General features: G+C 72.7%; 19 protein-coding genes. 9 read left to right on the top strand and 10 right to left on the bottom strand.

Annotation, left to right across the window (positions count from 1 at the left end; all coding sequences use genetic code 11):
* Positions 1–42: 42 nt before the first annotated feature.
* Positions 43–855, bottom strand: a complete 813-nt coding sequence (locus OG386_RS24840; RefSeq protein WP_328789944.1) for a TIGR03084 family metal-binding protein — start codon at positions 853–855, stop codon at positions 43–45.
* Positions 856–1189: 334 nt separating this feature from the next.
* Here OG386_RS24840 and OG386_RS24835 point away from each other — a divergent pair, with 334 nt between their 5' ends.
* Positions 1190–2812 (top strand): CocE/NonD family hydrolase, encoded by a 1623-nt coding sequence (locus OG386_RS24835; RefSeq protein WP_328789943.1) that lies wholly within the window; start codon positions 1190–1192, stop codon positions 2810–2812.
* Between the two features lie 1114 nt (positions 2813–3926).
* Here OG386_RS24835 and OG386_RS24830 read toward each other — a convergent pair.
* The 3 genes from OG386_RS24830 to OG386_RS24820 form a co-directional block, all read right to left on the bottom strand.
* The gene (locus tag OG386_RS24830; protein ID WP_328789942.1) at positions 3927–4274 is read right to left on the bottom strand and encodes a DUF1801 domain-containing protein; all 348 of its coding nucleotides are present in this window, start codon (positions 4272–4274) and stop codon (positions 3927–3929) included.
* A complete protein-coding gene (locus OG386_RS24825; protein WP_328789941.1) occupies positions 4274–5251 on the bottom strand; it encodes an EamA family transporter in 978 nt (325 codons plus the stop codon). Before OG386_RS24825 ends, OG386_RS24830 begins: the two co-directional genes overlap by 1 nt.
* A gap of 68 nt (positions 5252–5319) precedes the next feature.
* Positions 5320–8094: an FAD-binding and (Fe-S)-binding domain-containing protein gene (locus OG386_RS24820; RefSeq protein WP_328789940.1), complete on the bottom strand. Its 2775-nt coding sequence runs from the start codon at positions 8092–8094 to the stop codon at positions 5320–5322.
* An 84-nt stretch (positions 8095–8178) separates the two neighbouring features.
* Between OG386_RS24820 and serC the strand changes: the two genes are divergently transcribed.
* The 3 genes from serC (at position 8179) to OG386_RS24805 (ending at position 14009) form a co-directional block, all read left to right on the top strand.
* Positions 8179–9300: a phosphoserine transaminase gene (gene serC, locus OG386_RS24815; protein WP_328789939.1), complete on the top strand. Its 1122-nt coding sequence runs from the start codon at positions 8179–8181 to the stop codon at positions 9298–9300.
* A 151-nt stretch (positions 9301–9451) separates the two neighbouring features.
* A complete protein-coding gene (locus OG386_RS24810; RefSeq protein WP_328789938.1) occupies positions 9452–12583 on the top strand; it encodes a sacsin N-terminal ATP-binding-like domain-containing protein in 3132 nt (1043 codons plus the stop codon).
* A gap of 184 nt (positions 12584–12767) precedes the next feature.
* Positions 12768–14009, top strand: a complete 1242-nt coding sequence (locus OG386_RS24805) for an acyltransferase family protein (protein ID WP_328789937.1) — start codon at positions 12768–12770, stop codon at positions 14007–14009.
* A gap of 39 nt (positions 14010–14048) precedes the next feature.
* Here the strand turns inward: OG386_RS24805 and OG386_RS24800 are convergent, their stop codons facing one another.
* Positions 14049–16514, bottom strand: a complete 2466-nt coding sequence (locus OG386_RS24800) for a cation-translocating P-type ATPase (RefSeq protein ID WP_328789936.1) — start codon at positions 16512–16514, stop codon at positions 14049–14051.
* A 120-nt stretch (positions 16515–16634) separates the two neighbouring features.
* On the bottom strand, positions 16635–16955 hold the full coding sequence (locus OG386_RS24795; protein ID WP_328789935.1) for a DUF2530 domain-containing protein: 321 nt from the start codon (positions 16953–16955) through the stop codon (positions 16635–16637).
* A 128-nt stretch (positions 16956–17083) separates the two neighbouring features.
* On the opposite strand from OG386_RS24795, the gene OG386_RS24790 reads away from it, so the two are divergent.
* The gene (locus OG386_RS24790; protein ID WP_328789934.1) at positions 17084–18547 is read left to right on the top strand and encodes an NCS2 family permease; all 1464 of its coding nucleotides are present in this window, start codon (positions 17084–17086) and stop codon (positions 18545–18547) included.
* A 1-nt stretch (position 18548) separates the two neighbouring features.
* Here OG386_RS24790 and OG386_RS24785 read toward each other — a convergent pair whose 3' ends face one another.
* Complete coding sequence (locus OG386_RS24785) at positions 18549–18731, bottom strand: hypothetical protein (RefSeq protein WP_030010567.1); 183 nt, start codon at positions 18729–18731, stop codon at positions 18549–18551.
* Between the two features lie 129 nt (positions 18732–18860).
* Here OG386_RS24785 and OG386_RS24780 point away from each other — a divergent pair, with 129 nt between their 5' ends.
* From OG386_RS24780 to thpR, 3 genes are all read left to right on the top strand, one after another.
* Positions 18861–19298 (top strand): MarR family winged helix-turn-helix transcriptional regulator, encoded by a 438-nt coding sequence (locus OG386_RS24780; RefSeq protein WP_189735121.1) that lies wholly within the window; start codon positions 18861–18863, stop codon positions 19296–19298.
* A 26-nt stretch (positions 19299–19324) separates the two neighbouring features.
* Positions 19325–20683, top strand: coding sequence for an MFS transporter (locus tag OG386_RS24775; RefSeq protein ID WP_328789933.1), 1359 nt, complete (start codon positions 19325–19327; stop codon positions 20681–20683).
* Between the two features lie 90 nt (positions 20684–20773).
* A complete protein-coding gene (gene thpR / locus OG386_RS24770) occupies positions 20774–21328 on the top strand; it encodes an RNA 2',3'-cyclic phosphodiesterase (protein ID WP_328789932.1) in 555 nt (184 codons plus the stop codon).
* A 192-nt stretch (positions 21329–21520) separates the two neighbouring features.
* On the opposite strand, the gene OG386_RS24765 is transcribed toward thpR, so the two are convergent.
* Complete coding sequence (locus OG386_RS24765) at positions 21521–22510, bottom strand: aldo/keto reductase (protein ID WP_328789931.1); 990 nt, start codon at positions 22508–22510, stop codon at positions 21521–21523.
* A 59-nt stretch (positions 22511–22569) separates the two neighbouring features.
* Entirely contained in the window at positions 22570–23262 is a 693-nt protein-coding gene (locus tag OG386_RS24760) for a GDSL-type esterase/lipase family protein (protein WP_328789930.1), read from the bottom strand.
* Between the two features lie 76 nt (positions 23263–23338).
* Here OG386_RS24760 and OG386_RS24755 point away from each other — a divergent pair, with 76 nt between their 5' ends.
* Positions 23339–24349, top strand: a complete 1011-nt coding sequence (locus tag OG386_RS24755) for a WD40 repeat domain-containing protein (protein WP_328789929.1) — start codon at positions 23339–23341, stop codon at positions 24347–24349.
* A 310-nt stretch (positions 24350–24659) separates the two neighbouring features.
* On the opposite strand, the gene OG386_RS24750 is transcribed toward OG386_RS24755, so the two are convergent.
* The gene (locus tag OG386_RS24750) at positions 24660–26108 is read right to left on the bottom strand and encodes an SPFH domain-containing protein (protein WP_328789928.1); all 1449 of its coding nucleotides are present in this window, start codon (positions 26106–26108) and stop codon (positions 24660–24662) included.
* Positions 26109–26147: the final 39 nt, after the last annotated feature.

Genomic DNA, 26147 nt, shown 5'->3' with positions numbered 1-26147 from the left:
CGTAGAAACCCGAGGCGTTGCCGATGACGAGCGGGCGCCGGGTCACCGCGCGGCCCCCGGCTCCCGGCCGGCTCCGGCCGGGCCGGCGAAGGCCTGGGCGATGTCCAGCCAGCGGTCCGCGTCGGGGCCCGTCGCGATCAGGCCGAGGTCGGCGCGGTGGGCCCGCTGGGTGACCAGCAGGCAGAAGTCGAGTGCGGGGCCGGTGATCCGCTGCGGGGCGTCCGGCGGGCCGTACGCCCACACCTGCGGGCCGTCGGGGGCCGTCAGCTCCACCCGGAACTGCTCGGCGGGCGCGGGCAGTCCGCGTACGGCGTAGGCGTAGTCGCGGGCCCGTACGCCGATCCGAGCCACGTGCCGCAGCCGCGCGGTCGGGGTGCGGCGCACGCCGAGCGCGTCGGCGACGTCCTGGCCGTGGGCCCAGGTCTCCATCAACCGGGCGCTGGCCATGGAGGCGGCCTTCATCGGCGGCCCGTACCAGGGGAAGCGGGTGTCGGGCGAGGCCGCGGCCAGCGCTTCGTCGAGGGCGGCGCGCGTGGCGCGCCAGCGGGCGAGCAGCTCGGCGGGGGCCAGCTCCGCGCCCTCGCGCGCGCCCTCGTCGACGAAGGTGTCGGGGGCCTTCAGGGCCTCCTCGACCATGTGGCCGAAGCCGGTGGCGTCGGTGAGGGAGAGCAGCGAGGCCCGGTCGGTCCAGTGCAGGTGGGCGATCTGGTGGGCGACGGTCCAGCCGGGCGCGGGGGTGGCTCTGCCCCAGTCCGGGTCGGTCAACTCCCCCACCAGGGAGTCCAGTTCGCGACCCTCCTCACGCAGATCTGCGAAGACGGCGACGGCTGCGTCGACGGCGGACGGATCGGGCACGGTGCGCTCCCCTCTCGGCGTGAGGGGAAGACTGGCAGCACCCGGCAAAACAATCAAGCATGCTTGCATGATTTTTTCGCGTGCCGACGCCTTCCCGCCACCCGCACCAAACCGCCTCACGGGAAAGGCAGTTGCCGCGCGCAGCACCGGCCGCAGGTCCCACCCCTCGGCGACCCGTGGGCACAGCGGGGGCGATTTCGGCCGTAAGCCGGAAACCCGCGATACGTCACCGGATGTCCCGTCGATACTGAACGTTCCGCTCCGGGCCCGGGCGGGCGCACCAGTTCGTGTCACTCGACGAAGACGACGAAGACGACGAAGAGGATGGACTGACGTGACTCCAGCCGCCCGCACCCCCTTCTCCCTCTATCCCGAACTCGACGCGACCGCCCTCACCGCCTTCGTGACCGCCCTGGAGAGCGGCGACGTCACCGGCCTCGCCCCCGCCCGCGCCGCCGAGGTCGCCGAAGTCCGCTCGGTCGCCGTCTTCACCCGCGGCAAGGTGACCGGCGCCGACGGGGACCTCCTCGACGCCGCGCTCTGGCGGCACACCGGAACCCGGCCGCGCCCCGTGATCGTGATGCCCTCGCCCTGGTCCAACCTGGGCTGGCTCCCGTACGCCGTCCAGGCCTCCCTCTTCGCCGCCCGCGGCTACGACGTCCTCGCCTACTCCACCCGCGGCTTCGCCGGCTCCGAGGGCCAGGTCGACGTGGCGGGCCCGCTCGACGTCGCCGACGGCAGCCGGGCCCTGGACCACCTCATCGAGCGCAGCCCCGGCCCGGTGTCGAAGATCGGCTTCCTCGGGGACTCGTACGGCTCCGGCATCAGCCAGCTCGTCGCCGCGCACGACACCCGCGTCGACGCCGTGGTCGCGCTCAGCACCTGGGGCGACCTCGGCGAGGCCTTCTACGAGAACTCCACCCGGCACGTCGCGGCCGTACGGGCCCTGCTCGATGCGGCCGCGAAGGCCCGACTGAGCCCGCAGACGCAGAGCGTCTTCGACAACGTCCTCGCCGACCGCGACGTCCAGGGCACCCTGCGCTGGGCGGAGACACGCTCGCCCTTCAGCCACATCAAGGAGCTCAACCGCCGCCAGGTGCCGGTCTTCTACTCGCTCGCCTGGCACGAGACGCTCTTCCCGCCCAACCAGACGCTGAAGATGTTCAACGAACTGACCGGCCCCAAACGCCTCGTGGTCTCCATCGGCGACCACTCCGGTCCCGAGATGACCGGCATGCTCGGTCTGCCCAACCGGATCTGGACGGACGCCCACCGCTGGTTCGACCACCACCTCAAGGAGGTCGACAACGGCATCGACGCCGAGGGTCAGGTGCTCGGCGAAGTCATGTGGAGCAAAACCCTCGAACCCCGCCCCACCTGGCCCTCCCTCACCGAGCGCCTGGAACGGCTGCACCTGGCGGACGACGGCGTACTGGGCGACGAACCACAGGCCGGCTGGACGTCGACCGTGCTGTGCGGGGTGGACACCCCGGCGACCGTCGCCGACAAGGTGGTGCAGTCCGGCTACGCGGAGATCGCCGGCCGCCCGAAGGTGTACCGGACCCAGGACATCGACCGCACCGTCGCCGCCGTGTGGACATCGGACCCGGCCGGGGAGACCACCCGACTGCGCGGCATACCGCGGCTGCGCGTGACGTACCGGGCCGCGAACCCCGGATCCACCTTCGTCGCGTACCTCCTCGACACGGCACCCGACGGCACGGCCCACATCATCACGCACGCCCCGTACACCGACGTCGACTCCCCGCCCGACAGCCTGATCAGCGCGGACATCGAACTCCAGGCCACGGCCTACGACGTGCCGCGCGGCCACCGCCTGATGCTGGTGATCGACGCCCGCGACCCCTTCTACGCCGACGCCAACCTGCCCCGCGCGACCCTGGCGTTCACCTCCCCGGAACCCACCCCGTCCTACCTGGACCTCCCCCTCGGCTGACCCCGGCCGGCCGCCCGGCCGGCCGCGAACGCTGGGCGGGCGGGTTGGCGTCGGGGCGGCTTCGGTGGGCGGGAGCCGGGCGGCCGGTATCAGGGATGGGTATGGGGGTTTCCCGTCAGTCCGATCGTCTCTCCGGTTCGGGCCGGTCCCTCAAGGGCGCTCCTTCGTCGCGTCGCTTCGCGATGTCGCTGCGCTCCACCCTTGACCGCCCGTCCCGCCCCGGACATACGAAGACTGCCGGGAAGCCCCCAAAGGAACGGGCCGGGTGTTCAAGGATCAGGACGGGGCCATCAGAGATGCCCAGCCCTGTCGGGCGCGAACAGCCACGACCGAGAGACGGGCCCGTCCAGCCCTGGGGCCGGGTTGGTGGGCGCGCCAGATCGCTACGCGCTCCTCATCTCTCAGCGTCCGACGGCCGTCCGGGGCTGGACATAAGCCGCCCACGACCCGGCTACTTCTCACTCTCAGCGTCCGACGGCCGTCCGGGGCCGGACACAAGCCGCCCACGACCCACGGGCGTTTTCCTCGGGAGGCGTCTGACGGCCGTCCGGGGCGTGAAGGCCCCTGTTTGGGGATGGGTTTGTGGCGCCTTGCTCTCGCTGGCCCGGCTCCACTACGGAACGGATGAAGTACCGGCGGTCAGTCCCTCCCAGCAGTTCTCATCAGCCGCTGACGACCGCCGGTCGCGGTCATGGAGAAGCGCGTAGCGATCTGTGGCGGCCTATGTCCAGCCCAGGACGGGATGGAGACGCTGAGAGATGAGGAGCGCGTAGCGATTGGGTGCGCCCACCGACCCGGGCCCAGGGCTGGACGGGCCCGTCTCTCGGTCGCGGCCCTGCGCGCCCGACCCGGCCGGGTGCCTCCGACCGCCCCGCGCCTGAAGCCATCCCCCCGGCCCGTTCCTTCGGGGGCTTCCCGGCAGTCTTCGTATCTCCGGGGCGGGACGGTCGGTCAAGGGTGGCCGCAGGCCATCGCGAAGCGACGCGACGACGAAGGAGGAGCGCCCTTGAGGGACCGGCCCGACACGGAAGGACGATGGGACTGACGGGAAACCCCCGTACCCATCCCCGATGCCGCCCACCCGGCTCCCGCACACCGAAGCACGCCCAGCCCCTCAGCCCGCCGTCGCCGTCGCCGTCGCTCGCAGGAGGTCCCGGAGGAGGTCGAAGTCGACCTTGGCGGGGTTGCGGAAGCGCAGGCAGACCTTGCCCATGTCGTGGGGGGCGAGGCGGTCCGCGAAGGCGTCCCGGACGTCCGTGCGCATCAGGTAGAAGGAGATGTACTGCTTCTGGTTCGCCCAGGCGATCTCGCCGTCGGTCGCACCCGCCCGCACGTACACCGGCATCCCGTACGCGATCCCCTCCTCGAACCCGGTCAGCTCCTCCAGGCACAGCTCCCGCAGCCGCACCAGAGCCTCCCGCCGGGCCTCGGGGACCTCGGCCAGGTAGGTGGCGACGTCCATCAGGCGGCCTTCTTCCGGATCTGCGAGCGGACCGCACCCATGCTGGCCGCGATCACGAGGGCGATGGCCAGGGCGTCCAGTGCGGACATGGCCTGGTTCAGGACGAGGAAGCCCGCGGCGGCGGCGATGGCCGGCTCCAGGCTCATCAGGATCGCGAAGGTCGGCGCCGGCATCCGCCGCAGCGCGAGCAGTTCCAGCGTGTACGGCAAGACGGAGGACAGGACGGCCACGCCCAGGCCGAGGGCCAGCGTGCTCGGGACCAGCAGGGCCGAGCCGGCTTCGGCGATGCCCAGCGGCAGCGAGATGACCGCGGCCACCGCCATCGCCAGCGCGAGCCCGTCCGCCTGCGGGAAGCGGCGGCCCGTGCGCGCGCTGAACACGATGTACGCCGCCCACATCGCGCCCGCCCCGAGCGCGAACGCCGCGCCCAGCGGGTCGAGGGAGCCGAAGCCGAGGCCGCCCCCGCCGTGCCCGGACAGCAGGACCACACCGCCGAGCGCGAGGCCGGCCCACAAGACGTTGACCAGGCGCCGGGAGACGATGACGGAGAGGGCGAGCGGTCCGAGGACCTCCAGGGTGACCGCCGGGCCGAGCGGGATCCGGTCGATCGACTGGTAGAAGAGGCCGTTCATACCGGCCATGGCGACGCCGAAGGCGAGCACCGTGCCCCAGTCGGAACGGGAATAGCCGCGCACCTTCGGGCGGCACAGGAGCAGCAGCACGAGCGCGGCGGCCGCGAGGCGCAGGGTGACCACGCCCGCCGCGCCCGCCCTCGGCATGATCATGACCGCGAGTGCCGCGCCGAACTGCACCGAGATCCCCGCCGAGATCACCAGCGCCACGGGACCGAGGCCGGAACCGGAACTGGACCCCGGACCAGAACCGGAACCCGGACCCGAGCCCTTGGCGGGCGACGGGGCCGGTGCGGCGACGGCCGGCGAGGCCGCCGGGGAGGACGAAGAGGAAGGTGCGGGCATCTCTCCAGACTAAGGGCCCGTAAGGAGTGTCGCCGCATTTCCTGCCTTACAACCGTGATAACTCTGCGCTACACCCCTTCCCCCAACCCCTCCGCCAGGAGTTCCGCCAGGTGCCGGGCCCGGACCCCGCCCAGCTGTGCGATCTGCGTACGGCACGAGAACCCGTCCGCCTGGATCGCGGCGTCCCGCGGGGCCGCGCGCAGCGACGGCAGCAGCTGTTCCTCCGCGCAGGCCACCGACACCTCGTGGTGCCCCGGCTCGAAGCCGAAGTTGCCCGCCAGCCCGCAGCAGCCCCCGCTGAGCTCGCCCACCAATCCGGCCCGCTCCCGCATCCGTCGGTCGGGGCCGTCCCCGAGCACCGCGTGCTGGTGGCAGTGGGTCTGGCCGAACACCTCCCGGTCCAGGCGCGGCGGCCGCCAGGCCGGTGCGCACTCCTCCAGGGTCTCGGCGAAGGTCCGCACCGCCGCCGCGAGGCGGGCCGCGCGGGGGTCGTCGGGGAGCAGGGCGGGCAGGTCGGTGCGCAGGGCCGCGGCGCAGCTCGGTTCGAGGACGGTGACGGGGCCGGAGACCTCGCCGACGGTGTCCAGCGTCCGGCGCAGGACCTTGCGGGCGCGGTCGAGGCGGCCGGTGGACACGTACGTCAGTCCGCAGCAGACCCGGCCGCCCCGGGGGACGGACACCTCCAGCCCGGCCGCCCGGAGCACGCGGAGCGCGGCATGGCCGACCTCGGGGACGAGGTACTCCGTGAACGTGTCGGGCCACAGGGTCACGGTGAGACCGGGGCCGGAGCCGAAGTCGGAGCTGCCGCCAGAACCGGAACCACCACCGGAGCCGGAGCCGGAGCGCCGCCCCGCGTCCCGCGTGAACGGCCGCTTCGCCAGCGCCGGCAGGGCCCGTTCCGGGGTCAGTCCCGGCACCGGTACCGGTAGGAGCCGCACGGCCGCGTTGACCGCCCCCGCCGCCCGCAGGCCGGCGATCAGCCGGAGCCAGCCCGGCAGGCCGCCCAGCGCGTAGTGGGACAGCGGGCGGATCCGGCCCGCCCAGTGGCGGTGCAGGAACTCCGCCTTGTAGGCGGCCATGTCCACGCCCACCGGGCAGTCGCTGCGGCAGCCCTTGCACCCCAGGCACAGGTCCAGCGCCGCGGCGACCTCCGGCGAGCGCCAGCCGTCCGTGACGATCTCCCCGGCCAGCATCTCGTGCAGCAGCCGCGCCCGGCCCCGCGTGGAGTGCTGTTCCTCCCCCGTGACCCGGTACGACGGGCACATCACCGAGGCGCCTGCCCCCGTGTCCGTGGTCCGGCACTTCGCGACGCCCACGCACCGCGCGACCTCACCCGCGAAAGGGGTGGCCGGCAGCACCGCGAAGCGCAGGTTCTCGTCCAGTCGCGCCGGCCGGACCAGCATCCCCGGGTTCATCCCGCCCGCCGGGTCCCACACGTCCTTGTACGCGCCGAAGAGCCGGACCACCTCCGTGCCGTACATCTTCGGCAGCAGCTCCGCCCGCGCCTGCCCGTCCCCGTGCTCCCCCGACAGGGAGCCGCCGTGCGCGACGACCAGATCGGCCAGTTCCCCGGAGAAGTCCCGGAAGCGGGCGATGCCCGCCGCCGACACCAGGTCGAAGTCGATCCGTACATGCACGCAGCCCTCGCCGAAGTGCCCGTACGGGGATCCGTGCAGCCCGTGCGCCGCCAGCAGGGCGCGGAACTCCTTCAGGTACGCCCCCAGCCGGGCCGGCGGCACCGCGCAGTCCTCCCATCCCGGCCAGGCCATCCCGCCCCCCGGCATCCGGGTCGCGCTGCCCGCCGCGTCCTCGCGGATCCGCCACAGCGCGCGCTGCGCCGCCGGGTCGGTGACGAGCAGCCGGTCCACCGCGTCGGCGGCCCGCAGCAGGGCCCGCGCCCCGCCCTCGTCGGGCATCTCCACGAACAGCCAGGCCCCGCCCCGGGGCAACTGCGGGGCCGTGCCGCCCAACAGGTCCTCGGCCATCCCCTCCACCGTCAGCGGCCCGTACGGCAGCAGCCCGGCCGCCGCCTCCGCCGCCGCGCTCTCGTCCGCGTACCCGAGCACCGCGAGCACCGGCGCGCGCGGCGCCTCCACCAGGCGCACCACCGCCTCCGTCACCACCCCGAGCGTGCCCTCGCTCCCGCAGAACGCCCGCGCCAGCTGCACCCCGTGCTCGGGCAGCAGCGCGTCGAGGCCGCCGTAGCCGGAGATCCGCCGCGAGAAGCCGGGCGCCATGCCGGTGCGCAGCAGCCCCAGGTGTCCGGTGACCAGCTCCCGCAGGCCCGCCGGAGCGCCCGACCAGCCCGTCGCGATCCGGTGCGCGGTGCCCCCGTACGCCGTCACGGCCAGCTCGGTCACGTTGTCCGCGGTGGTGCCCCAGGCCACCGAGTGGGCCCCGCACGCGTTGTTGCCGATCATGCCGCCGAGGGTGCAGCGGGAGTGCGTGGACGGGTCGGGCCCGAAGGTCAGCCCGTACGGGCGCACCGCGTCCCGCAGCCGGTCGAGGACCAGTCCGGGCTGGACCACGGCCGTCCTGGCCGCCGGGTCCACCGACACGAGGCCGTTCATGTGCCGGGTGAGGTCGAGGACCACGCCCACCCCGGTGGCCTGGCCGGCGATGGAGGTCCCGCCGCCGCGCGGTACGACGGGCACCCCGGCATCCGCGCACACGGCGAGCGCCGCCGCCACGTCGTCGGCGTCGCGCGGGGCGACCACGCCCACCGGCACGCGCCGGTAGTTGGAGGCGTCCATGGTGGCCAGGGCCCGTGCGGCGGCACCGAAGTCGATCTCCCCGCGCAGGTTCTCCCGCAATGTCCGTTCGAGTTCACCGGGTGACGTCACGGCCCCAGCCTCCCACCGGACGGAACCGTCTCATCGAGTGGACGCGCGTCCGGAGCGCGGACCGGGACCCGATACGCTCCGCTCGTGGCTGAGATCCAGATTCCCGCTGACATCAAGCCCGCCGACGGACGCTTCGGCGCGGGCCCCTCCAAGGTGCGGACCGAGGCGCTGGACGCCCTCGCCGCCACCGGTACCTCCCTGCTCGGAACCTCACACCGCCAGGCTCCGGTCAAGAACCTGGTCGGCTCGGTGCGCCAGGGCCTCCGGGACCTCTTCTCCCTCCCCGAGGGGTACGAGGTGATCCTGGGCAACGGCGGCTCCACCGCCTTCTGGGACATCGCGACCGCCGGTCTGATCGAGCGGAAGTCCCAGCACCTCACCTTCGGCGAGTTCTCCTCGAAGTTCGCCACGGCCGCGAAGCTCGCGCCGTGGCTGGACGCGCCGTCCGTGATCTCCTCGGAGCCGGGCACGCACCCGGAGCCGGTGGCCGAGGCGGGCGTGGACGTGTACGCGTACACCCACAACGAGACCTCGACGGGTGTGGCGGCGCCGATCAAGCGCGTCGCGGGCGCCGACGCCGGGTCCCTCGTTCTGGTGGACGCGACCTCGGGTGCCGGCGGTCTGCCGGTGGACATCACCGAGACGGACGTCTACTACTTCGCACCGCAGAAGTCCTTCGCTTCGGACGGCGGCCTGTGGCTGGCCGCGTTCTCCCCGGCCGCCCTGGAGCGCGCCGCCCGCGTGCACGCTTCCGGCAGCCGGCACATCCCGGAGTTCTTCTCGCTGCCGACGGCGATCGACAACTCGCTGAAGAACCAGACGTACAACACCCCGGCGCTGTCCACCCTCTTCCTGCTGGACCAGCAGCTGCGGTGGATGAACAGCCAGGGCGGCCTGGAGTTCACCACGGGCCGTACGGCGGCCAGTGCGCGCAACCTGTACGGCTGGGCGGAGGCGTCCAAGTACGCGACCCCGTTCGTCGTGGACGCCGACAAGCGCTCGTCCGTCATCGGCACGATCGACTTCTCGGACGACATCGACGCGGCGGCCGTCGCCAAGGTGCTGCGCGCCAACGGGATCGTGGACACCGAGCCGTACCGCAAGCTCGGCCGCAACCAGCTCCGCATCGCGATGTTCCCGGCGATCGACCCGGCGGACGTGCAGGCGCTGACGGCCTGCATCGACTACGTGATCGACAAGCTCTGACCCTCACCCGCCCGGTGCGCCGCGAAGCCCCCGGTGACCTGCCGTCACCGGGGGCTTCGGCGTTCCCCGGACACCCCGAGGCCACCGGCGTGGGGGTTTGCCCGCACGCGGTACCTTCAGGGCTCCGGCGGCGATTCTTGGAGGCAGCGGCGTGAGCGTGCGAGTGACGGCGGCCCAGAGCGGTGTGGACCCCTTCGGCACGGCCCGGCTGCGGCGCGGGGTGCTCGACGCGTGGGGTGCGGGCCCGGCCCGGTTCCGCGAGGACGCCAATGCCGAGGAGGACCTGGCGCTCGGCGGCTACCGGGACCGGCTCGTCATCGAGCTGGCGCAGAACGCCGCCGACGCCGCGGCCCGGGCCCAGGTGCCCGGCCGGCTGCGGCTCACCCTGCACGAGGGCGAGGGCGGGCACGCGCTGCTGGCCGTCGCCAACACCGGTGCCCCGCTGGACGCGACGGGCGTGGAGTCGCTGAGCACCCTGCGCGCCTCCGCCAAGCGGGAGCCCGCCGGCGACAGCGTCGGCCGGTTCGGCGTGGGCTTCGCGGCCGTGCTGGCCGTCTCCGACGAACCCGCGGTGCTCGGCCGCCACGGCGGAGTGCGCTGGTCCCTGGCCGAGGCCCGGGAGTTGGCCCGGGGCGCCGCCGTCGGCAGCCCCGGCCTCGGCGACGAACTGCGCCGCCGCGACGGGCACGTTCCGCTGCTGCGCCTCCCGCTGCCCGCCGAGGGCACCGCCCCCGAGGGCTACGACACCGTCGTGGTCCTCCCGCTGCGCGACGCCGCCGCCGAGGGTCTGGTGGAACGGCTGCTGGCGGGCGTCGACGACGCCCTGCTGCTCACCCTGCCCGGGCTGCGCGAGGTCGTGGTGGAGACCCCGTCCGCGGGTGCGCGCACCCTGTACCGGCGTGACGAGGGCCCGTACACGGTCATCGAGGACACCACCGCCTCCGGTACGGTCACCCACCGCTGGCGCACCGTCCGCCACGGCGGCCCCATCGAGCGCGCGCTGCTCGCCGACCGGCCCGTCGAGGAGCGGCTGCGGCCGGCCTGGGCGGTGTCCTGGGCGGTGCCCGTCGACTCCGACGGCGCCCCGGTCCGCCCGGCCACGGCCCCCGTGGTGCACGCGCCGACCCCCACCGACGAGCCGCTCGGCATCCCGGCGCTGCTCATCGCGACCCTGCCGCTGGACACCACCCGCCGCCACCCCGCGCCGGGCCCGCTGCTCGACTTCCTCGTGGAGCGCGCGGCCGACGCGTACGCCGAACTCCTCGGCGCCTGGGACCCGGTGACGACCGCCCTCGTGGACCTGGTGCCCGGCCCGCTCGGCAAGGGCGAGCTGGACGGGGCCCTGCGCGCGGCCGTGCTCCAGCGCCTGCCCCGTACCGCCTTCCTCGCGCCGGCCGCGCCGCCCGAGCACGCGGAGGAGCGCGCCGCCCTGCGCCCCTTCGAGGCCGAGGTGGTGGAGGGCGCGGGCGCCGACACCGTGCGCGTCCTCGCCGAGGTCCTGCCGACCCTGCTGCCGGCGGGCCTGGAGCGCCGGGCCGAGCTGCGCACCCTGGGGGTGGGCCGGCTCCCGCTGGGCGATGCCATCGAGCGGATCGCGGGCATCGAGCGGACCCCGGAGTGGTGGCACCGGCTCTACGACAGCCTCGCCGGGGTGGACCCCGACCGGCTGTCCGGGCTGCCCGTGCCGCTCGCCGACGGCCGCACCTCGATCGGCCCCCGGCACATCCTGCTGCCGGGCGCGGACACGCCGACGAGCCTGGCCCGGTTGGGCCTGAAGGTGGCCCACCCGGACGCGGCGCACCCGCTGCTGGAGAAGCTCGGCGCGCTCCCGGCCACGGCGCGGGCGGTCCTGACGACCCCGCAGGTGCGGGCGGCCGTCGCCGCCTCCCTCGACGCGGGGGAGATCTGGGACGAGGACGCCGACACCCTGGACGCCGACGAACTGGCCGAGGTGGTCCTCGGGCTGGTCCAGGACGCCGAGCTGGCGCCGGGCGACGAGCCCTGGCTCGGCGCGCTGGCCCTGCCGGACGAGGAGGGGGAACTGGTCCCGGCGGGCGAGCTCCTGCTGCCGGGCAGCCCGCTGGCCTCGGTGATCCGCGAGGACGAGGTGCCGTACGTGGACGCGGACCTCGCCGAGCGGTGGGGCGCGGGCCCGCTCACCGCCTGCGGGGTCCTGGCCACCTTCCAGCTGGTCCGCGCCACCGACGTGGTCCTCGACCCGGACGAACTGGAACCGCGCGAGGGCGATTTCGCCGAGCCCGACGACGCGGGCCTGCTGGACGCGGTCGACGTGTGGTGCGAGGACGTCCTGGACCAGCTGCCGGACCTCCCGGTCCCGCCGGTGGCGACCGAGCTGATCGCCGTCCGCGACCTCGACCTCGTCGACGACGACTGCTGGCCGCAGGCCCTCGCCATGCTCGCCCAGCCGCCGCTGCGCGACGCGCTGACCCAGCCCGTGCGGATCCTGCTGCCGGACGGCACCACGCAGTCGGTGCGCCCGTACACCGCGTGGTGGCTGCGCGACCACCCGGTGCTCGACGGCCGCCGCCCGGCGGGCCTGCGCGCGGCGGGCGGCGACCCGCTGCTGCAAGGCCTCTACACCTCGGCGGACGCCACGGGCTTCGAGGACGAGCAGGTCCTGCGGGCGCTGGGCGTACGGACCACCGTGGCGGCCCTGCTGGACGAGCCCGGCGGCGCCGCCGAACTGCTGGCCCGGCTCGCCGACCCGGACCGCGAGGTCACCGGCCAGCAGCTGCACGGCCTGTACGGCGCGCTGGCCGATCTGGACCCCGAGCAGGTCACCCTCCCGGACGAGCTGCGCGCGGTGGTGGACGGCGAGGTGCTCGTGGTGGACGCGGCCGACGCGGTGATCGCGGACGCCCCGGACCTGCTCCCGCTGACGGCGGGGCTGCCGCTGCTGCCGGTCCCCCCGGCGCGCGCGGCGGACCTCGCGGAGCTGCTCCAGGTCCGCCGCCTCTCGCAGACGGTTCCGGCGGAGGTGACCACGCCCGGCGAGGAGCACGAGGTGCCGGAGTCGGTGCTCGTGCTGCTGGGTCCGGCCACTCCGACGACGTACGTCGAGCACGAGGAGCTGGTCGCGGGCGGCACGGAGCTCGACTGGCGCCGCACCCCCGATGGCACGCTCCACGCGTCCACGCTGGAAGGCGTGGCCGCCGGCCTCGCCTGGTCGGCGGGCCAGTGGCCGCGCCGCTTCGAGGTGGCGGCGCTGCTGGAGGACCCGTCGCGCACGGCGGAACTGGCCCGGGACCGCTGGTTCGACTGACGGGAGGCGGGCCGGAAGCGGGCCGGGAACGGGCCGGGAGGCGGGCGCGCGGGCGCCCGGAAACCGTGCGCTCCCTTTGACAGGCGGCACGTGCCGACTCAGACTGATCAGTGCTTTCGCCCGACCGGCGGATCCACGACCACGAAGAGAACGCGCCCTCAGGGAATCGTTCAGGGGGAGCGTCATGCCCGACAGGAGAGCCCTTCCGGCCGGCTTCCGCTGGTCCCGCGGGCCGGTGTCCGAGCTGTTTTCCGGCCGGAACAACAGCCTGGGCCTCCTGCGGCTGTTCCTCGCGTCCGCCGTCGTGGTCTCGCACGCGGGCATCCTCGGCTTCGGCAGCCATGAGCTCGGTCACGGCTTCTCGCAGGGGCAGATAGACCTCGGGAAGATGGCCGTCTTCGGCTTCTTCTTCCTCTCCGGCATCCTCGTGACGCGCAGCGGGAACCGGCTGCCCGTCGGCCGCTTCCTGTGGCACCGCGCGCTGCGCCTGCTGCCCGGCTTCTGGGTCTGCATGGCCGTCACGGCCTTCGCCGTGGCCCCTTTCCTGTACTGGCGGCAGCACGGCAGCACGGCCGGGTTCTGGGACCACCCGCAGGGACCCTTCGCCTACGTCGAGGCGAACTGGGCCGTCGGCGTCGGGCAGTGGGGGATATCCGGTGTGATGGAGACCGGCACCACCAAGGGGCTCACGCACAACGCGGCGATGAACGGCGCCCTGTGGTCGCTGGCCTACGAGATCCTCTGCTATCTCGGAGTCGGCCTGCTCGCGCTGGGCGGCTCGCTGGTGCGGTCCCGGCGGACCGTCCTGGCGGTGGCGGTGGTCCTGGGCGGCCTGGTCGTCGGTGACGCCGTCGGCAACCGTCTGAACGCCGGGGCCGGGACGGCGGCGCACGGCGGTGACCTGGTCATTCCGCTGATGGGCCCGCACAGCGTGAACTACATGGTCTACCTCGGCTTCGCCTTCGCCCTCGGCGCGGTGCTGGAGCTCTACAAGGAGCGCGTCCCGGTCAGCGACCCGCTGGCGGCGCTCAGCGCCGTGGTGTTCGTGCTGACCCTGCACTACGGGTACTTCTTCGCCCTGGGCGTGCCGGCCTTCTGCTACCTGCTGCTGTGGCTGGCCATCCGGCTGCCCAAGCCGTTCCAGCGGATCGGCGCCAAGCACGACTACTCGTACGGCATCTACATCTACGGCTTCCTCGTGCAGCAGGCGCTGGCCGTCCTCGGTGGTGCGCGCTGGGGTTTCGCCGCCTACCTGGGGCTCTCCCTGGCCGGCGCGCTGGTCGCGGCGGTGCTCTCCTGGCACCTGGTCGAACGCCCGGCGATGCGCCTGAAGGACATCGGCCGGCGCCGTCCCACGGACGGCGGCGTCCCGGCCCCCCGGCAGGGCGCCACCGCCGAGGGCCAGCAGCGCGTATCGGTCTCCTGACCCGGACCAGGGCCTGCGCCCGAGGCTGGCCGGTCCCGGTCAGGCCGGGAACTTGCGGTCGACCCACCTGAAGGTGAACTCGATCAAGACGGCCGCGCCCACGGCGACGGCCACCGCGATCCACGGCACCGTGACGCCCACCAGCTTGAGCTGGAAGAAGTCCTGCAGCCACGGCACGACGAGGACGATCAGGAACGCCCCGCCCATCGCGCCGACCAGGGCCACCCGCCACCACGTGTAGGGGCGGGCGATGATCGCCAGTACCCACATGGACGTCAGGAACAGCGTCAGCGTGGCCGCGCTGGACTCGGCTTCGAGTGCGCCCTGGCCCGTGTAGTGGTGGCGGGCGATCAGGTACGAGACGAAGGTGGCCACGGCCGCGATGGCGCCGCCGGGGATGGCGTACCGCATGACCCGCTTCACGAAGTGCGGTTTCGCGCGCTCCTTGTTCGGTGCCAGGGCCAGGAAGAAGGCCGGGATGCCGATGGTGAGCGTGGACAGCAGCGTCAGGTGGCGGGGCAGGAAGGGGTACTCGACCTGCGAGCAGACCACGAGGATGGCCAGGAGCACCGAGTAGACCGTCTTCGTGAGGAAGAGGGTGGCCACGCGGGTGATGTTGCCGATGACCCGGCGGCCCTCGGCGACCACCGAGGGCAGGGTCGAGAAGCTGTTGTTGAGGAGGACGATCTGGGCCACGGCCTTGGTCGCCTCCGAGCCCGAGCCCATGCTGACGCCGATGTCGGCGTCCTTGAGGGCGAGCACGTCGTTGACTCCGTCGCCCGTCATGGCGACCGTGTGTCCCTTGGACTGGAGGGCTCCCACCATGTCCCGCTTCTGCTGCGGGCTGACCCGCCCGAAGACCGAGTTCTCGTCGAGGACCTTCGCCATGTCGGCCTGGTCGGCGGGGAGCTTCCGGGCGTCCACGGTGTTCTCGGCGCCCGGCAGACCCAGTTTGCCGGCGACCGCGCCGACGGAGACCGCGTTGTCGCCGGAGATGACCTTCGCGCTGACGTTCTGGTCCTCGAAGTAGCGCAGGGTGTCGGCGGCGTCGGGGCGCAGGCGCTGTTCCAGGACGACCAGGGCGGTCGGCCGGACCCCGGTGGCGACGGCCGCGTCGTCGAGTTCGCGGGCGGAGCGGGCCAGCAGCAGGACGCGCAGTCCCTGCTCGTTGAGGTCGTTGATCTCGTCGAGGGCCGGGTCCCCGGCGGGGAGCAGCACGTCGGGTGCGCCGAGCAGCCAGGTGTTGTTCTCTCCGTCGCCCTCGCTGAAGCTGGCGCCGCTGTACTTGCGGGCGGATGAGAAGGGCAGGGACTCGGTGCAGCGCCACTCGGCCATGTCGGGGTAGGCGTCGATGATCGCCTGGAGGCTGGCGTTGGGGCGCGGGTCGGACTCCCCGAGGGCGCCGAGCACCTTCTTGACGTACGCCGGCTCGGCGCCGCCGAGCGGACGCAGCTCGGTGACGTCCATGCCGCCCTCGGTGAGGGTGCCGGTCTTGTCGAGGCAGACCACGTCGACGCGGGCCAGGCCTTCGATGGCGGGCAGCTCCTGGACCAGGCACTGCTTGCGGCCGAGCCGGATGACGCCGATCGCGAAGGCCACGGAGGTGAGCAGGACGAGCCCCTCGGGGATCATCGGGACGATGCCGCCGACGGTCCGGGCGATGGAGTCCTTGAGGTTGTTGTCCTTGACGAGGAGCTGGCTGATGATCAGGCCGATCGAGGTCGGGATCATCATCCAGGTGACGTACTTGAGGATGGTGGAGATGCCGGAGCGCAGCTCGGAGTGGACGAGCGTGAAGCGGGAGGCCTCTTCGGCCAACTGGGCGGCGTAGGCCTCGCGGCCGACCTTGGTGGCGGTGAAGGCGCCGCCGCCGGCGACGACGAAGGAGCCGGACATGACCGGGTCGCCGGGCTTCTTCAGGACGGGATCGGCCTCGCCGGTGAGCAGGGATTCGTCGATCTCCAGGCCGTCGGCCTCGCCGACGGACCCGTCGACGACGACCTTGTCGCCGGGACCGAGTTCGATGACGTCGCCGAGGACGATCTCGGAGGTGGAGATCTCGGCGGTCCGGCCGTCGCGGCGCACGCTGGGTTTGACCTCGCCGATGACGGCGAGGCTGTCGAGGGTCTTCTTGGCGCGCAGTTCCTGGATGATGCCGATGCCGGTGTTGGCGACGATCACGAACCCGAAGAGGCTGTCCTGGATCGGTGCGACGACGAGCATGATCGCCCAGAGCACGCCGATGATCGCGTTGAACCGGGTGAAGACGTTGGCGCGGACGATGTCGGTGGTGGAGCGGCTGCTCCGGACGGGAACGTCGTTGACCTCGCCCCGCGCGACGCGCTCGGCGACCTCGGCGGTGCTCAGCCCGCCCGGCTTGAACCGGGGCGCGGGCGGTCGCATCGGGTGTACGGGGTCCAGCTCCGCTCCCGCGTCGATGGCGGGGGCGGCCGTCCCGCCGCCCGGCTCCGGCCCGTCGGATTCGGTTCCAGCCCGCTGCGTCATGCTTTCGACGTTAAGCGGGGTTCTTTGGGTTCACCCGCCGAAAAGTCCGAAGATCAGACCTCAGGATGACCCGAATCGTCCGTTGGTAGCGCTGCGGGGCGGTGCCCGCACCGACGCGGCCTAGCCCTGCGGGCCGGTCCCCGGCTCCGGCGGGGTCTGGGCCGCCCGGTCGGCCCGGGCCGCCTCTTCGTCCCGTTCCGCCGCGTGACGCGCGAGCGCCGCTTCGCGGCCGCGGACGTACCAGATGCCGATCAGGCCGAGGAAGCCACCGGCCGCGCAGGTCCAGACCCACCACAGCTGGCCCCGGTCGGCGAACCACCCGTAGAAGGGCAGCTGGACCAGGAAGAGGGCGAACCACAGGATCGTGCCGCCCGTGACGGTGGCGACGACGGGGCCCTCCAGGGGCTCGGGCGCCTCGTGCTTCGCAATCCATTTCGCCATGCGGCAAGTCTAGGCGGCGGGAAATGACATCTACGCGCGGAGATGGACGCCCTTTCGTTCATGTGTTCATACTGAAACGGTTTGGGCGCGGCCCATTTTCTTCGTATGAACCACCCAATGAGGACCGTATGAGCACCCCGGCCCCCGCCCCCGTAGCCACCGCCCCGGAGCCTTCCCCCCAGGATCCCTCCGGCTCGCTGGACCGCTACTTCAAGATCTCCGAGCGCGGCTCGACCGTCGCCCGCGAGGTCCGCGGCGGCTTCGCGACCTTCTTCGCCATGGCCTACATCATCGTGCTGAACCCGATCATCCTGGGCAGCGCGAAGGACATGTACGGGCACCAGCTCGACAACGGCCAGCTCGTGACGGCCACCGCCCTGACGGCGGCCTTCACCACCCTCCTCATGGGCGTCATCGGAAACGTCCCGATCGCGCTCGCCGCCGGCCTCGGCGTGAACACGGTCGTCGCGCTCCAGCTCGCCCCGCGCATGAGCTGGCCCGACGCCATGGGCATGGTGGTCCTGGCCGGCTTCGTGGTGATGCTGCTGGTCGCCACCGGCCTGCGCGAGCGGGTCATGAGCGCCGTGCCGCTCGGCCTGCGCAAGGGCATCGCCATCGGCATCGGCCTGTTCATCATGCTGATCGGCCTGGTCGACGCGGGCTTCGTCTCCCGCATCCCGGACGCCGCGCACACCACCGTCCCGCTCCAGCTCGGCGCCACCGGTCACCTGGACGGCTGGCCGGTCCTGATCTTCGTGATCGGCGTGCTGCTCACCCTCGCCCTGCTGATCCGCAAGGTCCCGGGCGCGATCCTGATCTCCATCGTGGCCATGACCGTGGCCGCCGTCGTGGTCCAGCTGGTCGCGAAGTTGCCCGACTCGGGCTGGGGCCTCACGGTCCCCGCGTGGCCCGGCAATCCGGTGTCCATGCCCGACTTCGGGCTCGTCGGCGAGGTCAGCCTGTTCGGCGGCTTCGACAAGGTCGGGATGCTCACCGGCGTCCTCTTCGTCTTCACCGTGCTGCTGTCCTGCTTCTTCGACGCCATGGGCACGATCCTCGGCGTCGGCGACGAGGCGAAGCTGATCGACAAGAAGACCGGCGAGTTCCCCGGGATCAACCGGGTCCTGCTGGTCGACGGCCTGGCGGTCGCCTCGGGCGGCGCCACCTCCTCCTCCGCGACCACCTGCTTCGTGGAGTCCACGGCCGGGGTCGGCGAGGGCGCCCGCACGGGGCTCGCGAACGTCGTGACGGGCGGCCTCTTCGCCGTGGCGCTGTTCCTCACCCCGCTCGCCGCCATGGTCCCGTCCCAGGCGGCCACCCCGGCGCTCGTGGCGGTCGGCTTCCTGATCCTGGCCGGCTCGGTCAAGGACATCGACTGGAGCGACTTCACCATCGCCGTCCCGGCCTTCCTGGCCATGGTGATGATGCCCTTCACCTACTCGATCACCAACGGCATCGGCATCGGGTTCGTGAGCTTCTGCGCACTGCGCCTGGCGACCGGCCGGGGCCGCGGGGTCCCGGTGGCCATGTACGTGGTGTCGGCGGTGTTCGTCTTCTACTACGCGATGCCCGCCCTCGGCCTCGCCCAGTAGCTCACGTCAGCCCGTAGAACTTCTCTGTCTCGTCGACGGCCGCCTTGAAGCGCTCGTCGAAGTCATCGCGAATGAGCGTCCGGACCACATAGTCCTGGACGCTCATTCCGCGTTTGGCGGCGTGGATCCGGAGCCTGTCGAGGAGCTCCCCGTCTATGCGCATGCTCAGCACATGTGTCCCCATGCCGAAAGAGTCGGGGCACAGGGCGCGTACGCGTGTCGCTTTCAGCCGCCGACTCACCCGTACGAGTGACCCCTGGTGTAACCGTGAAAGCGGTTTTCCTTAGAGAGAGTAATGAGTTACCCTAAGCACATGCTTGACCTTTCCCATGGCGACGACGCAGCCGCCGTGAACGACCTCCGCTCCGCCGTCATGCGGCTGGGGCGACGCCTGAAGCACCAGCGCGTCGACGAGTCGCTGAGCCCGACCGAGATGTCGGTCCTCGGCACCCTCGCCCGCTGCGGCCAGGCCACACCCGGCGAGCTCGCGCGGCGGGAGCACGTCCAGCCGCCGTCGATGACGCGCATCGTCGCGTTGCTGGAAGCCAAGGGACTGGTCACGCTGGAACCGCACCCCGACGACCGCCGCCAGAAGGTGGTCCGCCAGACGGAGGAGGCCGAAGCGATGCTCGAAGAGAGCCGCCGCAAGCGCAACGCCTTCCTGGCCGGGCTCGCGGCCGAGCTGACCGAGGACGAATGGGCCAAGCTCCGCGCGGCCGCACCCGTCCTGGAGAAGCTCGCGCACCTGTAAGGAACGACGCCAGGAGGCGAACGCTTTTGAGTACGGGAACCGGAGCAGACTCCGCACCCGGCCACATATCCACCACACCTACCGCCGCGCGCACCGCGGCACCCGCGGGCAAGGGCTCCATGTTCAGCTCGCTGAAGATCCGGAACTACCGGCTCTTCGCCACCGGCCAGGTCGTCTCCAACACGGGCACCTGGATGCAGCGCATCGCCCAGGACTGGCTGGTCCTCTCGCTGACCGGCTCCGCCTCCGCCGTCGGCATCACCATCGCCCTGCAGTTCCTGCCGATGCTGATGTTCGGCCTCTACGGCGGCGTACTCGCCGACCGGCTGCCCAAGCGGCCGCTGCTCCTCGCCACCCAGAGCGCGATGGGCCTGACCGGCATCGCCCTCGCCGTCCTCACCCTGGCCGGGAACGTCCAGGTGTGGCACGTCTACGTCGCCGCCTTCGCGATCGGCCTGGTCACCGTGGTCGACAACCCGGCCCGCCAGACCTTCGTCTCCGAGATGGTCGGCAAGGACCAGGTGGCCAACGCCGTCAGCCTGAACTCCGCCAACTTCCAGTCCGCGCGGCTGGTCGGCCCGGCGATCGCCGGTGTACTGATCACCGCCGTCGGCTCCGGCTGGGCCTTCCTGCTGAACGGACTGTCCTTCGCCGCACCCCTCGCCGGCCTGCTGCTGATGCGCACCGACGAACTGCACCCGGTCGAGCCGAGGCCCCGCGCCAAGGGGCAGCTGCGCGAAGGCCTGCGCTACGTCGCCGGCCGCCCGGAGCTGATCTGGCCGATCGTGCTCGTGGGCTTCATCGGCACCTTCGGGTTCAACTTCCCGATCTGGCTCTCGGCCTACGTCAGCGACGTCTTCCACGGGGACGCGGGCACCTACGGGCTCTTCAACACCTTGATCGCGGCCGGCTCCCTGGTGGGCGCCCTGCTCGCGGCCCGGCGCGGACACTCCCGCCTGCGGGTGCTGGTGGCCGCGGCCGTGCTGTTCTCGGTCCTGCTCCTGGTGACCGCCTTCGCACCCGGCTTCTGGCTGTTCGCCGCCCTGCTCGTGCCCATCGGGATCTTCGGCCTGACGGTGAACGTCACGGCCAACTCGAGCGTGCAGATGGCGACCGACCCCGAGATGCGGGGCCGGGTGATGGCCCTGTTCATGATGGTGTTCACCGGCGGCACCCCGCTGGGCGCCCCGCTGCTGGGCTGGATCACGGACACCTACGGCGCCCGGATCGGCATGGCCTCGGGCGCGGTAATCTCCCTGGCCGCCTCGGTCGCGATCGCGGTCGTCCTGGCCCGGGTCGGCAACCTGCGGCTGCGGGTGAACCGGCACGGCGTGACCTTCGTCCCGGCCCTCCCGGCCCGCCGCGACCTGGTGACGGTGGCCTGAGCCGGGGCTCCGCCCCGGACCCCGCTCCTCAAACGCCGGCGGGGCTGAAATGTAGCCCCGCCGGCGATCGAGGCGCCTACGCTCGCCGGCATGAGACTGTTCGCAGCCGTCCTGCCACCCGACGCGGCCGTCGCCGAGCTGGCCCGGGCCGTCGACCCCCTGCACGACGACCGGCTGACGTGGACCGCGCGAGCGGGCTGGCACTTCACGCTCGCCTTCATGGGCGAGGTACGGGACGAGGTGCTCCCGGAGCTGCACACCCGCCTGGAGCGGGCCGCCCACCGCACCGCCCCCTTCGCCCTGCGGCTGCACGGCTGCGGCCACTTCGGGGAGCGCGCCCTGTGGACCGGCGCCGCCGGGGAGATCACCGCCCTGCAGATGCTCGCCGAGCGGGCCGACGCCGCCGCCCGGCGGGCCGGCGTACCGATGGAGCAGCACCACCGGTACAACCCGCACCTCACCCTGGCCCGCAACCGCAGCGCCACCACCCCGCTGCGGCCCTACCTGGATGCCCTCGCGGACTTCGAGGGCACCACCTGGCAGGTCGACACCCTGAGCCTGGTCCGCAGCAACCTTCCCGTCAGCGGAGTGCCGGGCGAGCAGCCCCGCTACGAGACCGTCGGGGCCTGGCAGCTCGGCGGCTGAACCCGCACTCCCACCGGCCGGAGCCGGGGGGAGTGCGGGAGGGCCGACGGGCCGCGTTACGCTCGATGGGTGGATCCCAAGACCAGAAACCGTGTGATGGCCGGTGTGCTCGTGCTGATGTTCCTCGTCGTGGCCGTGGCGGCTGCCGTCGGCCAGTAGCCCCTAGTACCCCCGGGCCGGACCGGACCGGAGCTACCAGGCGAAGGCCTCCGGCGACGTCCCGGGGCCGGGGAAGATCTCGTCCAGGCCCGCCAGGACCTCCTGCGAGAGCTCCAGCTCCGCCGCGCGCAGCGCCGAGTCGAGCTGCTCCTGCGTGCGCGGCCCGACGATCGGCCCGGTGACCCCGGGACGCGTCAGCAGCCAGGCCAGCCCGACCTCGCCCGGCTCCAGGCCGTGCTTGTCCAGCAGGTCCTCGTACGCCTGCACCTGGGCGCGTACGGCGGTGTTCGCCAGTGCGTCCGCCGACCGGCCGGAGGCGCGGCGGCCGCCCTCGACCTCCTTCTTGATGACTCCGCCCAGCAGGCCCCCGTGGAGCGGGGACCACGGGATCACGCCGAGCCCGTACGCCTGGGCGGCCGGGATGACCTCCATCTCGGCACGCCGCTCGGCCAGGTTGTAGATGCACTGCTCGCTGACCAGGCCGAGCCGGCCGTGGCGGGCCGCGGTCTCGTTGGCCTGGGCGATCTTCCAGCCGGGGAAGTTGGAGGAGCCCGCATAGAGGATCTTGCCCTGCTGGACCAGGACCTCGACGGCCTGCCAGATCTCCTCGAAGGGGGTCAGTCGGTCCACGTGGTGGAACTGGTAGACGTCGATGTAGTCGGTCTGGAGCCGCTTGAGGCTGGCGTCGACGGCCCGCCGGATGTTCAGCGCCGACAGGCGGTCGTAGTTGGGCCAGGTGTCGCCCTCGCGGGACATGGAGCCGTACACCTTGGTGGCGAGGACCGTCTTCTCGCGGCGGCCGCCGCCCTGGGCGAACCAGGTGCCGATGATCTCCTCGGTGCGGCCCTTGTTCTCGCCCCACCCGTACACATTGGCTGTGTCGAAGAAGTTGATGCCCGCGTCGAGGGCGGAGTCCATGATCGAGTGACTTTCGGGCTCCCCGGTCTGGGGGCCGAAGTTCATGGTGCCGAGAACGAGTCGGCTGACCTTGAGGCCGGTGCGTCCGAGCTGCGTGTACTTCATGGGGCACTAGCCAACTGCTTCGAGTGCGCTCGAAGCAAGACCCCGTCGTGAAGGGCGTGTTACAGCCCCTGCGCGGGCCGGTAGGGGCCGCCGATCCCCCACGCCTGGTGCAGGACGGCCGCGAACTCGCCCGCCAGCCGGTGCTCGCCGGAGGCGTTCGGGTGAGTGCCGTCGTAGGTGTCGCGGTGGATGTCGTACGCGTCCGGGCGCGCGGCCAGCAGGATCGGCGAGGCGTCGGTCGTCAGGTCGGCGACCGCCTTCGCGAGGAGCTCGTTGAAGCGGGCCACCTCGGCCGCGAAGGGAGCGTCCTCCTCGGCCCGGCTGTTCGGGATGACCGGCAGCAGCACCATGCGGACGGCGGGGCGGGCGGCGCGGGCCCCGGCGACGAACCGACGGACGTTGGCGGCGGTCTGCTCGGCGTCGGTGTAGAAGCCGAGGTCGATCAGGCCCAGGGAGACCAGCAGGACGTCGGCGCCGGTGTCGGCGACCGCGGGGCCTATGAGGGGGGCCATGTGCTGCCAGCCCTCGCCCCAGCCGGCGAGGTGACGGCGGGCGGGCTCCGGGAAGCCCGGGTCGGCGTACGCGTGGCTGCTGGGCGTGTCGGCGACGGTGTCGTACAGCTCGCAGCGCGGACCGACGATCCGGTGGGGGCCGCCGAAGGTCGAGCTGAGGTGCTGCCACATCCGGTAGCGCCAGGTGTAGTCGCCGGCGCGTCCGATGGTCATGGAGTCGCCGACGAACATGAAACGCATCCGGTCATCATCGCGGATCGCGCGACAGAAACCCCTGTGACGCCGGACACGCGGCACGTACTGGCAGGCTGGGGGAATGCGCCTGCCCATGCCGTCCGCCGCCGCGTCCGCCGCCGTTGCCGTCACTGCCGCCGTCGCCGCCGCACTTGCCGTGCTGCCGGGCCCGGCCCTCGCCGCGGAGGCCCCCGCCGCGTCCTCCTTCACCATCGCCGACCCGCGGATCAAGGAGTCGAGCGGCCTGGCCGCCAGCCGGATCCACCCGGGCGTGTACTGGACGCACAACGACAGCGACGACGGCCCGTACATCTACGCGGTGGACTCGGCGTCGGGCAAGACGGTGGCCCGCGTGACGCTGACGGGGATCGGCAAGCCGCGCGACGTCGAGGCGATCTCATTGGGCCCGGACGGGCAGCTCTACGTCGGGGACATCGGCGACAACCGGAACGGCACCTGGGACCACGTGTGGATCTACCGCTTCCCGGAACCGAAGCAACTGGGTGATGTCACGGTCGAAGCCGCGCAGTTCACGGTGAAGTACGCGGACGGGGCGCGCAACGCGGAGGCCCTGATGGTCCATCCGGTGACGGGGCGCGTCTACATCGCGAGCAAGGACGAGAACAAGGGCGGCCTGTACGAGGGGCCCGCGGAGCTGACGCCGGGTGGCACGAACGTGTTCCGGCGGGTCGCCGCCGTGCCGTGGGTGACGGACGGGGCGTTCTCCCCCGACGGCACCCGGCTGACGCTGCGGGGCTACTTCACGGCCCGCACCTACCCGTGGCAGGACGGCCTGCCGGTGGGCGAGGGCGAGCGGGTGGACGCGCCGTGGCAGGGGCAGGCGGAGTCGGTGACGTACACGCCGGACGGCTCCACGCTGATGTTCGGCGCGGAGGGCGAGGGGAGCCGGGTCATCGCCGTCCCGGTCGCCGGCGCCGGCGCGTCGGCCTCGGCCTCGCCGCAGCCGGGTGCCCCGGCGGGGGCGGCCCCCGCGTCCCAGCCGACGGGCAGCTTCGGCAAGGGGGCCCTCGTCCTGGCGGCCGGCCTGATCCTGGTCCTCGCCGCCAAACGCCTCTTCCGCCGCCGCCCCTGATCCGCCCCCCATCCGGCCCCACATCCAGCCCCGCCGGCCTTAGAGGCGCCCCGCCCCCGCGTCGCCGGCACATCCGGCCCCACATCCAGCCCCGCCGGCGTTTGAGGCGCGGGGGTCCGGGGGCGGCGCCCCCGGCAGCGGCGCCGCGCCGGAAACCAGGCGGTTCGGCGCCCGCGCCGCTGCCGGGGCTCCGCCCCGGACCCCGCTCCTCAAACGCCGGAGGGGCTGAATTGCCCGGCCCCGGACCTGACCGTGACAGGCCGACAGGCCGACAGGGCTGAATGTGCCCGGCGGGGCTGGATGGGGCCGGTTACTCCTCGTGGATCGGGATGCGGCCGTTCACCGGCGTAGTGGTCGGCGGCGGGGTCTGGCCCATCGAGGCCAGGAGTTGGCGGGCCACGCCCAGCCCCGTACCGCCCATCGTGAGCGCCTTCGCGAACATCTCCGACATGCCCTCGGCCCCGTTCAGCAGGACCATGTGCTCCACGTTCCCGAAGGCCCCCGCGCCCGCCTCCACGATCGCCGGCCAGTTCTCGGCCAGCTGCTGCGCGACGACCGCCTCCTGGTTCTCCGCCAGCGCGGCGGCCCGCGCCTTGATCGCTTCCGCCTCGGCGAGACCGCGGGCCTTCGCCGACTCCGCCTCCGCGAGACCCCGCGCCTGCGTGGCCGCGGCCTCCGCCTCACCGGTCGCCCGCGTCGCCTTCGCCGACGCGATGCCCCGCGCCTCCACGGCCTGCGCGTCGGCGGTCGCCGCCGTCGTCACCCGCGTCGCCTCGGCGGCCGCCGCGAGCTCCGTCTCCCGCGCCTTCGCCTGCGCCGCCGAGATCCGCGCGTCGCGCTCGGCCTCGGCCCGGGTGCGGGTCTCGTACGCCGCCGCGTCCGCCGGCTTGCGTACGTCCGCCTGCAGTTGCTGCTCGCGCCGGTGCGCCTCCAGCTCCGCGACCCGGGTCTCCTGGACGACGACCTCCTGGCGGGCTGCCGCCTCCGACAGCGGGCCCGCCTGGCGGGCCGTCGCCGCCGCCTTGTCCCGCTCGGCCTGGTAGCCGGCCTGCAGGATCTCGCTGTCCCGCGTCGCCTCGGCCATCCGGGCGAAGGCGGCCTGCTCGGCCTCCGTGGCCAGCCGGTTCGCCTCGGCCTGCGCGATCCGCGCGTCCCGCTGCACGGCCGCCGCGTGCGGCATCGCCAGGTTCTTGATGTAGCCGGTCGGGTCCTCGATCTCGTGGATCTGCAGCGAGTCGACGATCAGGCCGAGCTTCTCCATCTCGGTACCGCAGGCCATCCGGGTCTGGCCCGTCAGCTTCTCCCGGTCGCGGATCATGTCCTCGACCGTCAAACCGCCCACGATGGACCGCAGGTGGCCCGCGAAGACGATGTGCACGCGCTCGGGCATCATCTTCTGCTGGTCCAGGAACCGACGGGCCGCGTTGGCGATCGACACGAGGTCGTCGCCGACCTTGAAGATGACGACGCCCTTCACCCGCAGCGGGATGCCCTGGTGGGTGACGCAGTCCACGGACAGCTGCGTCTCGTTGAGGTCCAAGGACAGTTTCCGTACCGCCTGCACGCCCGGGAGCACGAGCGTCCCCCGCCCGGTGACGATCCGGAACCCCATGCCCTGCCCGAGGCCCTCGGTCTTGTGCGTGGAGCCGGAGATGACGAGTGCCTCGTTCGGTTCGGCCACCCGCCACATGAGCTTGAACAGGCCGATCAGAGCCACGATTGCGGCGAGAACGATTCCCGCCACGACGCCGATAGCCATCGGCAACGCCCCCTTAGCGCGGTGCCGTTCGGCACCGAC

The organism is Streptomyces sp. NBC_00273, from assembly GCF_036178145.1.
Taxonomy (GTDB): Bacteria; Actinomycetota; Actinomycetes; order Streptomycetales; family Streptomycetaceae; genus Streptomyces.
The sequence above is the reverse complement of the archived record's forward strand: the minus strand, read 5'-3'. Positions and strand labels throughout refer to the sequence as shown.

Coding starts and splice junctions, on each gene's coding strand:
- OG386_RS24830 (WP_328789942.1), bottom strand. CDS start 4,274: ATGGACGTCGCCACCTACCTGGCCGAGGTCCCCGAGGCCCGGCGGGAG.
- OG386_RS24780 (WP_189735121.1), top strand. CDS start 18,861: ATGCTTGACCTTTCCCATGGCGACGACGCAGCCGCCGTGAACGACCTC.
- OG386_RS24805 (WP_328789937.1), top strand. CDS start 12,768: ATGCCCGACAGGAGAGCCCTTCCGGCCGGCTTCCGCTGGTCCCGCGGG.
- OG386_RS24750 (WP_328789928.1), bottom strand. CDS start 26,108: ATGGCTATCGGCGTCGTGGCGGGAATCGTTCTCGCCGCAATCGTGGCT.
- OG386_RS24790 (WP_328789934.1), top strand. CDS start 17,084: ATGAGCACCCCGGCCCCCGCCCCCGTAGCCACCGCCCCGGAGCCTTCC.
- OG386_RS24800 (WP_328789936.1), bottom strand. CDS start 16,514: ATGACGCAGCGGGCTGGAACCGAATCCGACGGGCCGGAGCCGGGCGGC.
- thpR (WP_328789932.1), top strand. CDS start 20,774: ATGAGACTGTTCGCAGCCGTCCTGCCACCCGACGCGGCCGTCGCCGAG.
- OG386_RS24795 (WP_328789935.1), bottom strand. CDS start 16,955: ATGGCGAAATGGATTGCGAAGCACGAGGCGCCCGAGCCCCTGGAGGGC.
- OG386_RS24760 (WP_328789930.1), bottom strand. CDS start 23,262: ATGCGTTTCATGTTCGTCGGCGACTCCATGACCATCGGACGCGCCGGC.
- OG386_RS24755 (WP_328789929.1), top strand. CDS start 23,339: ATGCGCCTGCCCATGCCGTCCGCCGCCGCGTCCGCCGCCGTTGCCGTC.
- OG386_RS24765 (WP_328789931.1), bottom strand. CDS start 22,510: ATGAAGTACACGCAGCTCGGACGCACCGGCCTCAAGGTCAGCCGACTC.
- OG386_RS24785 (WP_030010567.1), bottom strand. CDS start 18,731: ATGGGGACACATGTGCTGAGCATGCGCATAGACGGGGAGCTCCTCGAC.
- OG386_RS24825 (WP_328789941.1), bottom strand. CDS start 5,251: ATGCCCGCACCTTCCTCTTCGTCCTCCCCGGCGGCCTCGCCGGCCGTC.